The 12452-nt window shown below is 40.2% G+C and carries 8 protein-coding genes; 2 read left to right on the top strand and 6 right to left on the bottom strand.

All coding sequences use genetic code 11. The features are described 5' to 3' along the window. The first annotated feature begins 357 nt into the window (after positions 1–357). The gene (locus tag CVU62_01395; GenBank protein ID PKN38884.1) at positions 358–1677 is read left to right on the top strand and encodes a hypothetical protein; all 1320 of its coding nucleotides are present in this window, start codon (positions 358–360) and stop codon (positions 1675–1677) included. Here CVU62_01395 and pyrG read toward each other — a convergent pair. The 6 genes from pyrG to moaC all read right to left on the bottom strand — a co-directional run bounded on the left by pyrG (position 1670) and on the right by moaC (position 9857). Further along, complete coding sequence (gene pyrG, locus CVU62_01390; protein ID PKN38883.1) at positions 1670–3316, bottom strand: CTP synthetase; 1647 nt, start codon at positions 3314–3316, stop codon at positions 1670–1672. The two genes, CVU62_01395 and pyrG, sit on opposite strands and share 8 nt — an antisense overlap. A gap of 77 nt (positions 3317–3393) precedes the next feature. Further along, on the bottom strand, positions 3394–7110 hold the full coding sequence (locus CVU62_01385; protein PKN38882.1) for a glutamine--fructose-6-phosphate aminotransferase: 3717 nt from the start codon (positions 7108–7110) through the stop codon (positions 3394–3396). Continuing rightward, positions 7110–8318: a UDP-N-acetylglucosamine pyrophosphorylase gene (locus CVU62_01380; GenBank protein ID PKN38881.1), complete on the bottom strand. Its 1209-nt coding sequence runs from the start codon at positions 8316–8318 to the stop codon at positions 7110–7112. Before CVU62_01380 ends, CVU62_01385 begins: the two co-directional genes overlap by 1 nt. A gap of 89 nt (positions 8319–8407) precedes the next feature. After that, positions 8408–8728 carry a hypothetical protein gene (locus CVU62_01375; GenBank protein PKN38880.1) on the bottom strand — a complete coding sequence of 107 codons (321 nt, stop codon included), beginning with the start codon at positions 8726–8728 and terminating at the stop codon, positions 8408–8410. A gap of 65 nt (positions 8729–8793) precedes the next feature. Then, the gene (locus CVU62_01370) at positions 8794–9309 is read right to left on the bottom strand and encodes a hypothetical protein (GenBank protein PKN38879.1); all 516 of its coding nucleotides are present in this window, start codon (positions 9307–9309) and stop codon (positions 8794–8796) included. A gap of 71 nt (positions 9310–9380) precedes the next feature. Then, complete coding sequence (gene moaC, locus CVU62_01365; protein ID PKN38878.1) at positions 9381–9857, bottom strand: cyclic pyranopterin monophosphate synthase MoaC; 477 nt, start codon at positions 9855–9857, stop codon at positions 9381–9383. 551 nt (positions 9858–10408) lie between these two features. On the opposite strand from moaC, the gene CVU62_01360 reads away from it, so the two are divergent. Further along, positions 10409–12439, top strand: coding sequence for a hypothetical protein (locus CVU62_01360; GenBank protein PKN38877.1), 2031 nt, complete (start codon positions 10409–10411; stop codon positions 12437–12439). The last annotated feature ends 13 nt before the right edge of the window (positions 12440–12452 follow it).

Raw genomic sequence — 12452 nt, 5'->3', positions numbered from 1 at the left:
TTTTTATAAAAGTTTTGTTAAATATTACCTTGCTGCGTTTGTAATATTTGAGTTTTCTTAAATAGGGTTTGTTGATTAGCTTAATTATTAGGGGCTGTCAAGCACAAACTGGATTATTGCCCCACCGTATCTCATTGTTTTTTATAGGAAAGTATAAATTTGCTTCAAAAGTTTTTAAAAAACACTTAAATTTTCTTGACATAATGTTTTTTCTTTATATAAACAGACCATCTAGATACTTCCAGAGAACATAAGTTTCATCGAATTTCTGTGACGCAATATTAAAAATTATTTAATTCAATATTTGTACATAGTTTTAAAGTGTTTGTCATAATATTTGAAGTGGTTTGAATAAAAATGGCAGCGAAACAGAAATCTGGGAAAAAATCCGACAATAATACAGAAATACGACAGGAAGACCTGTCTCTTTTGGCAAAAGACATTATAGCGAATGTCGGTGTCGGGATATATATCGTACAGCATGGCAAATTTGTTTATGTTAGTGATTTATATCAGAAAATTACCGGATATACTGATAAGGAACTCATAGGCACATATTCTCTCAATAATATTTATCCCGATGATAAAGAAAAGGTAAGGGAACAGGCAATAAGATGTCTGAAGGGGGAACGCTCAGGACCTTATGAATACAGATTTGTTACAAAGAATGACGAGATAATATGGGTTTTGGAAGCGGTTGCATCCATTGAATATAGGGGTGAGCGGGCTGCGCTGGGTAGTTTCATTGATATTACGGAACGTAAGAACATGGAACAGAAATTACAGCGTGAGGAACAACTTTTTAAAGCTCTCACGGATCAATCCTCTGATATTATTGTTATCGTTAATCGGGAAGGTCTTATAACTTACGAAAACAAAGCCATTGAAGAAGTTCTGGGATTCAAGGCAAAGGAGAGGTTAGGTTGTCGAGGATTTGATAATATTCATCCCGATGATATGAGTTTTGTTGCTCGTGAATTTGAGAGATTGTTCAAAGACGTTAACACTCCTGCTTCTCGTTCGGAAGTGCGGCTACGCGATATAAATGGGAACTGGACTTTTTTCGAGTCTGTCGCCAGTAATCTTTCCAACAATAATGTTGTGGAAGCGGTAATTATAAATCTTCGTGACATTACCGAACGCAAGCAAATAGAACAGCAGCTCAACCATCTGGCTACCCACGATTCTCTAACCGGATTACCTAATAGAATGTTGTTTATGGATCGTCTGCAGATCGCTCTTGCTCAATCTAATCGAAATCAGAACAAACTGGCGGTGATAATGCTGGATCTTGATAATTTTAAAGATATTAATGACACTCTGGGGCATATGGTCGGTGATAAGCTTCTTCAAGAAGTGGGATGCCGATTAACGGGCATTTTGCGTCAAAACGATACGGTCGCCAGGCTGGGCGGAGATGAATTTGTCATTCTATTATCAGATTTGGGAAAAATCGAATACGCCGCCGGAGTCGCTAAGGTTATTCTAAAATCACTGCGGAAACCGTTTGAGTTTGCCGACAATAAGATTACTTCCCCGGCAAGCATAGGAATTGCCGTCTATCCTGATGATTGCGAAGATATTGAAACTCTTTTGAAAAAATCAGATATGGCCATGTATGCTGTAAAAACACAAGGGCGCAACAATTACATGTTTTACTCTAATGTTATCAGGTAACCTTTACGGATTTTTTCTTTTGTTTTATTTTCTGCTTCTTTTTTTGAGCGTTTTTCAAGGCGGCTTCAATGAATCTGCTAAACAGCGGATGAGGTTTAATCGGCCGGGATTTGAATTCCGGATGAAATTGACATCCCAGAAACCAGGGATGATCTTTTATCTCCACTATTTCCGCCAGGCGTCTGTCTGGTGATATGCCTGTAATGCGTAAGCCCTTATCGGTAACAGTCTTTTTATAATCATTGTTGAATTCGTAGCGGTGACGATGCCGCTCTGAGATTTTTTTCTGTCCATAGGCTGTGAAAGCGAAGGAATCCGGTTCGACAACACAAGGCCAGGCGCCCAGTCTCATGGAAGCACCTTTTTCTTTGACATTGCGCTGCTCGGGCAGCAGGTCGATTACCGGATAGGGAGTAGCGGGGTCAAATTCGGAACTGTTGGCTTTGTTCAATCCGCAGATATTTCTGGCGTATTCCACGACGGCCATCTGCATTCCCAGACAAATTCCAAAGAAAGGGATTTTCTTCTCCCGCGCGTGCTGGACGGCAAGAATCATGCCTTCTATGCCGCGAATGCCGAAACCTCCCGGAACCAGAACGGCGTCAACATCGTTCAGACTTGTGCCCAGCCCTTCCGCTTCTATTTTTTCCGAATCAATAAACTTTAACTTTACTCGGCAGTTGTTGGCGATGCCGCCGTGCACAAGAGCTTCATTGAGGCTTTTGTATGAATCGGTCAGGTTGACATACTTGCCGACAATACCAATACATACTTCATCAGGAGGATTGTTAAACCTGTTAACCACATCTTCCCAGACTTCCAGTTTCGGTTGTCCTGTCCAGATATTCAGAAGATCAACAATCTTGGCATCGAGCCCCTCCCGATGGAAAATCAGCGGTACTTCATAGATACAATTGACATCTTTAGCGGTAAAAACTGAATTGACTTCCACGTTACAGAAGAGCGCAATCTTGGATTTAATTTCCTCGGAAAGAAAATTTTCCGTCCGGCAAAGCAGAATATCCGGCTGAATGCCGATTTCTCTAAGCGCCTTGACGCTGTGCTGGGTGGGCTTTGTTTTAACCTCGCCTGCTGTCTTGATAAGAGGCACCCATGTCAGGTGAATAAAAATAGCGTTTTCTCTTCCCGCTTCATTGCGAAACTGACGTATTGCTTCCAGAAAGGGAAGGCTTTCGATATCTCCGACCGTGCCTCCTATTTCTACGATGGAAACATCGAAGCCGGTTGCCGTTTTTCGAATATAATCTTTTATCTCATTGGTAATGTGGGGAATGACCTGCACGGTTTTACCCAGGTAATCGCCACGCCTTTCTTTGGTAATGACTGAATAATAAACCTGCCCGGTTGTGAGATTGTTACTCTTTCCCATGCAGGTGGAGCAGAACCTCTCATAATGTCCCAGATCAAGATCGGTTTCTGCACCGTCGTCGGTAACGAAGACTTCGCCATGCTGGAAAGGACTCATTGTTCCGGGATCAACATTAATATAAGGATCAAGTTTTTGATTGCTAACTTTCAGCCCCCGGCATTCCAGTAGGGCTGAAATTGATGCCGCCGCCAATCCTTTACCCAGCGAAGAAAGAACGCCGCCGGTGACAAAGATAAATTTCGTTTTCATAATCGCTCCTCAATACTTTCCACATATTTATGACTGTAAAAAATCAAACGCTTCGGACACAAGTTTGATAATAAAATTTAATTATCTGTAATGACCAATTGTTTAATGCGCCCGGCCAGAGTTTCCACCGGTTCACTAAACAAATCAGCGATTGGGATTTTTTCCAAATAACCGTCATCCCAGTTAATATTATATTCGTTGACCAGATTGCGGATATCGTTGTAACGGTAACCCAGAGCTTTCTTCTTTTCCAGAAGGGATAAATGCTCGTCGTAGTCAACATGAAGCAAAAGCAGATTACCGATAAAATCACTTTTCCCGCGTAGCGGTAAAATTACTATGGATGCACCATCCGCTTTACCTTTGCCGATATAGACTTGGCCGGTGCTGACAATAGTTCTTTTTGTTCCCATCAATAGCTTGGAAGTTTCTGTTCGGGATGTCATTTGACTGGCTACTCCTTCCTTTTTCAGAATGGTGATTGTTGAATCTTCTGCGGGATTGCCCTGCGCGTCGAGATTGTTAATATCGTAGATGGTGTAACCACGCACAGCTAAAACAACGGGTTGTATTCTGCTTACAGTCATAACATTTTTATAAGTTAGATCTTTGATGGAAAAATTAAGCCCTTCCAACAAATCAAAGATGATTCCTTTAAATACTTTTTCCCTGCGGGTTGTGCCTACTGTAACCGTTTTGGCCTGGTGGCGAATGGCATCTATCGGTCTGGTAAGTTCATCAATCGCCTTTCCCAGAATAACATCCAGGAAACTGATCGGTGAGACATAATTTTCATCGACTTTGAATTCGTGACTAAAATCTTCCAGTGGCAACTTCCCGGCAGAATATTTTATTAAAAGTATCAAATCGGACATGGTCCTGACACTTAATAAAGTGAAGGAACCTTCATTGCGATAGTGATTGAAAGATTTATAAAACTTATTGATTATTTGGCGCAGGCTGCCATCGGCAATTTTTTCGTAAAGAGAATAATTATTTTTATCCTGCCTGGCTGTAGCCAGACTTAAGTTATTTCTGAATTCTTTAAAAATGAGAGCTTCTTCATTAATGCCGCAGGCGGCATAATAACCCCATAAGTGTCCAGCCATTGTATTGAGAATTACCGGCAGAGGCATCCGGGCGGCAGGAATGTAAATTACGGCATCGGCAATTTTATCAAAACGATGGTCGTCTTCCTCTGCGAAAACAACAACAGCGGCTTTATGCGCTTTAAAAATCGCAGCCTCTTTGACAATATCTTCTATAACCTGTGCCGGATTTCCGGCAGCGCAAACCAAAATTAAAGGTTCGGCTGAAAGATCAATATGTTTTTTATTTTCCACTATGTCTGAAGAAATAGTTTTATAACAAAGTTCACTGAGCTTGATTCTGATTTCATCCGCTGCCGCTTTGTTGGGTCCGCTTCCAACTATGGCCCAGAAATTTTTAGCTGAAGTTTTTTTAACGGACGCAGAGATTTGATCTCTTCGGGCAAAGACGCGGGCCATCAGTTGAGGCGCTGCCTCCAAATTACGCAATTTAGCGGCAATGTAATCGTCTGTCCGGGCTCCTAAAAGTTGTGCAACAAAAAGCGCTAAAACCTGGCCTGCAATAATCTGAGAATAAAAGGCCTTAGTAGAGGCTACTGACATTTCAATATCACGGCCGTCGCTCGTGTAAAATACACCGTGCGATTTTACGGTTATGTCCGACTGCCTTCTGTTGACGATGGAAATAATGAAAGCACCTCGTTCATTGGCCATAGCCACGGCGCGATTCGTATCAGTAGTTGTTCCGGATTGGGTTATAGGAATTACCAATGTATCGGAAAGATCCTCTTTTAACAAAAAACCGCTTAATTCGGAAGCCAGTCTGGCCGTTACATTAATGTTCTTATCTTTCAAGTAATGATCCAAAGCATCGGCCACCACTGTTCCGGCAACTGCTGCTGTTCCATGACCGATAACAATTATATTTTTGATGGTGCCGTTTTTAAGGCCCGATTGAACAGCGGCTGGTACGATATTCATTCCTAAATTAAAAATAACCTGCGATAAAGAATCATTCTTCGTCACAATTCGATATTTGCCCCGCAAAGTTCTCTTGATGGAAACAGCCGATTCGGAAATTTCCTTGAGGAAAAAGTGAGGATAATCGCCGCGATCAATGTCCCTTGTTGTAATTTCAGCTTTTTGCAAGGAGTTTTCTTTTAAAGAAATTTTGGTGCCATCATAATAGGAAGCCTTGATTTCTGCTAATCTTCCGGAAGAATTCTGATCTAAAATAAAAATTTGTCCCGCTGCTGCGTTTTCGCCGGAAGCATTAATTTCTCCATTCATTTTGATAAAATGAGGCATTACTTCCACTAAGCCATAGAGTTCTGAAGAAAACATACACTGATCAGAACTAATGCCAACGTAAATTGATTGGCCACTGCCCCTGAGCGCCAAAAAGAATTTTCCCGGTTCCAGATCGCTGGTCATGGCTATGGCGTGTGAACCTTCAAAATCATTTAAGGCAAGGCGGAAGGACTCGGCAAGATTTTGCCCCGCCTTCAGATATTTCTCGATTTGCAGAGGAATAATTTTTGTATCAGTGGTAACTTCCGGGTTAATAGGTTCTTTGCCTATTTCCAGGTTCGTGTACAATGCCGGATAATTATCAATATCACCATTCAGAATAACATTAATGTGAGCTACGGACTTTTGATAAAAAGGGAAAAGCGGACTTATCTGGTTAGGTTTATAATTATTTACCGGATGGCAATTTTCTTCTGTTATGGAACCGACAGAAGCCCAGCGGGTATGAGTGAGAGCGGTCTCGTATAACGTATCCAAAGAAGCAAGGTGCCGGAGAATTTCATCTTTTTTAATTGTTTGCCTAAGGTTGCTGACATTGCGTCCCAATTCGCCGACAATGGAAAATGTTTTATAAGTAAAAGCCAGGGTTCTTCTATCCGCTGTGACGGATATTGAATCATTAAGAAGGTCTCCTTCCTTTACCCGAGTTAAATAATTTTGATACAAGTTGCTATCTATCAACTTAACCAATATTTTTTCCATGTCTTTTTCATTTTCCAGTGTAAAGACAATTTGCAGTCCCGCGGAATCTCTGCCTCGGACTTCCAATCGGTCCAGTGCATTGAGCAATAAATTAATTTGCCGGTATTTTTTGAAGGACGCCGGTTTGATTTCGGATATCTTTTTTGCTCCGGAAAGATCAAGAATCTTCGGGAAATTAGCCAGGATATCTTTCTCTAAAATCCATTGGATATCTTTAAACAGAATCATCCGGCTATTAATAATTTCCAGATCGGTGGAAGTAAATTTAGTGGCGTTACCTTCCAGGATGTTTTCTTCTTCCGCCAGAAATAATTTCATCTTTTCAACTAAACTTAGAAGTTTTTTGGATCTTGCATTATGGAAGAAAAGAAATTCCTGATTACTTTCCTGCTTTAGCTCCAATGTAATTTTTTCCATGGAGCTGAGAGTTTCGAGCCCGTCTAAGTATTTTTCTGCGATAATCTTTCCGGTTAAGGCATTTTTTAAACCAAAACTTTTGATCTTTTTCCACAACGTTGCCAGTTCCAGATCTTCGGTTGATTCCGCAGGTTTTTTATCGGGATGGAAAGTCATCAGTCCGGCAAAGCCGCAGTTAAGTTGAGAAGTCATAACCGGGAAAAAGATTATTGCCGGAACGGAAACATTTGCCGGATGTTTTCCTATAAATATTTGACAGACCGCAAGAAACCGGCCCATATTTTTTATGGTATTGAGCATTCGCGCAATAAACATTATTTTTCTTTCCGCCGCGAAGCGTCAGGGTTATTATTTATACACTCAGTTATAATGTTTTTAGTAATACCTCTTAACCAGTCCGTACCTTCCTGAGTTTGTGCAGGCGTTAACAATTGTATTGATTCCAGATAAGAGTTTCCTTTGTTGGAAAGGCGATGCATTATTTTTACAAACGAATCTCTCTTCTTCAGCCCAATCTTTTCCTCATTGTTACCGGAAAGATATTCTTCCATTCGGGGCCAATTTTGCAAAAACTGTTTCTGAGCACGCGACACGCTACCCGGATATATTTTTTCCATTATTTTTGTGACTACTTCCATAGAAGTTTCTATGTTTTGTGCAAACAGGCGTAGCTGCTTGACCCTTTCTGCAATGGCTTCATCCAGAACCATGCCCGCTCCGGAATAAAGAAGATCGCCATACGGTTCTTTCATAAAAAACTCGCGACGCACATGGCGATACCACTGCCTCAAAGCCGACAAATTAGCCACGTACTCTATGTTATGCTTAACTTTTCGAGTGATGTCGCTGCCGTAGGCACCGGCAGACTCTTTCTTCTTCTCCAGCGAGGTTAACGATGTCCAATGTATTCCCTCGGTTTTAAAATCTTGCCGGCAAATAACACCTGCGGGAATCACCGTTCCATAATCAATTTGTACCGGTCCCACAATGCCACCCTGACCGCCCAGGAAGATAGGTGGCTCCCGCAACATTACTCCGCGCGGCACATCGCCGATTAATGAAGGAGTCGCTTTATTCTGCCGTGGAGTATAATTAAAATGAATGTAGGAACTGCCCACTTCACTGTGATTCCTGCGGCTCGTGCCACCAGCCATCAGGCAATCACAAAAGTTAATCAGACTTCCCAGCTGCACGAAAGGGAAGAGAATTGTTTGTTTTAAACCGACACAATGATTTCCGCCTGCTTCTTCTTCCAAGAGGCAGCCGGAACGAACCTGCGCATTGCTGCCCATTGTTGACTTATTTAAAAATACCGAATTGGTAAAATATCCGCCCTTGAGTTCTACTGCAGTGCCCAGTTGACAATTAATTAAAGTAACTGGTCCTTCGAATCCCAGTTTTACTTCCGGAGAAATTAATGTGTTTTCACCGTAAATCCTTGCGGCGCCATAAATTATTGAGGAATCGTCAATCTTTTCCAGATTTACTTCATCACCGATTTCCACAGAAAAAGGGGCCGTCATCCGAACCCCTTTTTTTAAGAGACAAATTACCTTTGGAGATAAGGTTACAGTTTTTTTAATCGTTCTAGTCATAAATATTTTTTAAAAGACTACTTATGATTTTTCCCACAGCTAATACCCAGTTTAGCCATTTTATCAGTAAATGTGTTGCGGTTAATGCCTAAAAATACTGCAGCGGAACTCTTTACGCCATTTGACCGGCGCAAAGCAATTTTAAATAAACCCTTTTCCACCATACTCAGGACTTCTTCATAAAGCTTGCTTTTGCGATCACCGGAAGAAGATAAAATAGTAGTAATATCTTCCAGTTTTTTTTCCATTATTTCTTCAACAGCTACATAAGGGGTTGCCTTCACATTCATAACCATTTCTGACTTGTTGTGCTTTTTCGATCGCATTTTTTGAAGCATACTCCTTTCGGGTAGAATTTACTAAGAAAGTAAAATGTACTTAAAAAGAATGGTTAATTCCAAACTTAAAATGATAACAATTTTAAAATTATAAAGGCAGTACAGATTAAGACACCGAACCAACACATCACAATCAAAGAACGTTGTTCCACAGGATTTTCCAGATAATTCTTAACTTCTATTTCGACTTTCTCATTTTCCACCTTATCCACAAGAGAACGAATAAGTAAAGCATGGTTTTCTAATAAGTTGGAAAAAAAATAAAATCCCTTGGTCGTTGTTAATATAAAATAAATTTTATTACGCAGGATAACAACTCCTAATTGTGTAATCTCTGCCCAGGTAAATTCTTTTATACGAAAAAACTTCTCTATTTTTAAGCCCTCGTTAGTTACAATAATTTTTCTTTTTGTTGCTTCAACAGCAATAAATAAGGTAATGGCGAAAGAAACTGCCAGAATGATTTTCTCCAGCATTTGACCTTTAAATAAACTGATTAGAAACAATAAGAAGAGAAGAACAACGAAAGTGATAAAAGGTATGAGGAAAGTCCTTTTAATTTTAAAAATACTTTGTGTCATTTATTAGTTCCCTTGATTGATTAATAAAACATGCAAATATTGCTTTTCCGAATGGTTTTACTTGCTTCTAACTAGTCACGAATAAAAGTGCCGCTTTTGCCGCCACTTTTTTCTAAAAGCATGATTTCTCCGATAACTATTTTCTTATTTACAGCCTTACACATATCGTAAATAGTTAAAGCGGCAATGCTCACGGCTGTTAGCGCTTCCATTTCCACACCTGTTTTCCCTGCTATTTGCACCTGAGCTTCTATTACAATTTGCGAGTTTTTATGATCGATATTCAGATCGACGTCAATTCCCGTTAATTGCAGCGGATGGCAGAGGGGAATGAGTTCTCCCGTTTTCTTTGCAGCCATAATGCCTGCAATTTTTGCCGTTGTCAAAACATTCCCTTTGGCAATTTTACCTTTTTCTATTAATTTTAAAGTTTGAGGATCCATTTTGACAATCCCCCGGGCTTTCGCCTTGCGGAAAGTCTGAGCCTTTGCTGTAACATCTACCATTTGGACGTGGCCTTCATCATTCACATGGGACAATTTTTTCATGGCATTTATTGACTCTAAGAATTTGTTGTTGAATCAAATCAGCGACTTTGAAATTCACGACTTCAACAGATGAATGAATTTGACTTTAATCGTGCGAAGTCGCATTAGCAAACAGAGCTGAATGTACTATTTGCGGAATAGTTCCACTCGATTTTGTTGACCTTTAACATAGGCCAATTAATGAGTCAAGAAACGTAACTATTTTTTTAAATATTTTTTAAATTCATCCGGTTTTAGTATATTTGTTCGGGCTTTATTTTTATCGTAGTTCGTAAGTATAAACATTCGTAAGAACTAATAATTTAATCTTGTAATGAAGGTTGTTATTTCCCGGTTATGATGATATGTATATAATAATAAAGAAGTAAAATAATTATTGTGCTCAATTTTCTTAGTATCAGGAGCTAATGAATAGATAGATAGTTGAAAAAATATAACATTGCTAAGAATTATGATGGTTACATAAGAGAACAAAATCAATAGTATTAAAAGAAATAGCTTTTTTCGACTTAAAAAAATAGCCTAATTAGTCATAAATTATCTGGCACATTATGAAATTGCATCTGCTGACGCTGAAATTTTCCGGTAAATATTCAAATCTTGAAGCACTGTTCCAGAATAATTACTATCGTCTATCACTTACACAAATCCGCACCTTTCTGGTATTGGGATCGCTGCTTTACGCGACTTTTGGTATCCTCGATGCGCTCCTTATGCCTCAACAAAAAACTACAATATGGTTTATTCGTTTTGTTGTCGTTTGTCCTCTGCTGTTAGTGGTTTTATTGATATCGTTTTCAGATTTTTTTGAACGGTATATGCAGCCGATACTGGCCAGCATCCTAATTGTGGCTGGCGGGGGCATTATTTGTATGATCGCTATTGCACCGCCGCCAGTCAGTTATTACTATTATGCCGGCCTTATGCTTGTTTTTATGTGGGGCTACATGTTTATCCGTCTTCGTTTTCTTTGGGCTGCATTGGCTGGATGGGTGCTGGTTATATTGTATGAAGTCGTGGTTATCTGGATAAATCCTGTGCCCTTTGATATTCTGATCAATAATAACTTTTTTTTAATCAGCGCAAACGCCCTTGGAATGCTGGCCAGTTATTTCATCGAATTCTATGCTCGACATGATTTTTTTCTGACGCAGCAATTGGAGATTGAGCGGGAGAAGGTTAATAAGGTGAATCAGGAGTTGGAAGAGCGAGTGAAAAGACGAACTGCTGATTATCAGATTATTAATCAGGCGCTTGAGCAGGAAATCGCCAGCCACATACAGGCGGTGGAAGCATTAAGGTTGAGCGAAGATAATTTTCGCCGGTCTATAAATGAGTCTTCGCTGGGTGTGCGCATCGTGACCAAAGAAGAGGAAACCTTGTATGCCAATCGGGCTATTTTGGATTTCTATGGCTATGATAGCATTGAAGAATTGGAAATGATCCCCGTAGAGAAACGCTATACAAAAAAAAGCTATTCAGAATTCAAGATCAGAAATGAGAAAATAAAACGAGGTGTCGATGTTCCGTTCGAATATACAATAGATATCATCAGAAAAAATGGTGAAGTCCGTAATCTCCAGGTCTTTCGCAAAGAGATACTTTGGAATGGTGAAAAACAATTCCAAATTATATATCAGGATATTACCGACCGCAAGCGGGCGGAGGAAGCTTTGCAGGAGAGCGAATCCAAATTCCGGACTCTTTTCGAGACGGCCAACGATGCTGTTTTTTTAATGGATCAGGATATTTTTATTCATTGCAACTTCAAGGCCTTGGAAATGTTTCGTTGCAGCAGGGAACAGATCGTCGGGCAGCATCCTTATCTTTTTTCCCCGGAATTTCAGCTTGATGGAAGAAGATCCATAGAGAAAGCCCGGGAGAAGATCCAGGCGGCGCTTAGAGGTCAGACGCAGTACTTTGAGTGGAAACACCGGCGTTACGATGGAACTCTATTTGACGCAGATGTCAGCCTGAACGCCTTTAGCAATATGGGCAAATACTACCTTCAGGCTATTGTTCGCGATATCACGGACCGCAAATTGGTGGAGAAGAAGTTAAAAGATAGTGAAAAAAGGTACCGCGAGTTAAGTATTATCGATGACCTTACCCAGCTTTACAATTCCAGATATTTTTACCATCAGCTTAAAAGAGAGATCGATCGACTGGAAAGGCGTGAATATTCATTAACTCTTCTCCTTCTTGATCTCGACGATTTTAAGGCTTTCAATGATACTTATGGTCATATTGAGGGAGATCAGGTCTTATTACGACTCGGTCAGGTTATAAAAAGATGCCTGCGCAAGGAAGATTCCGCCTATCGTTATGGTGGCGAGGAATTTACAATTATTTTGCCTATGACAACAAGCGAGGAAGGCGTTGTTACCGCGGAAAGAATAAGAGAAGAATTGAAAAAAGAGAATTTTTCTCCGATGCCCAATAAACAAGTTTATCTAACAGTGAGCATAGGAGTTGCGCAATACAAGAAACAGGAGGACGTAAAGGCTTTCGTTAACAGGGTTGATCATCTTATGTACCAGGGGAAAAAAAATGGGAAGAACAGAACTTGTTCAGATTCATAATTTCAGGAAGGGA

It is taken from the genome of Deltaproteobacteria bacterium HGW-Deltaproteobacteria-2 (assembly GCA_002840505.1).
Classification (GTDB): Bacteria; Desulfobacterota; Syntrophia; order Syntrophales; family Smithellaceae; genus Smithella.
This window is presented reverse-complemented; position numbering and strand designations above follow the sequence as displayed.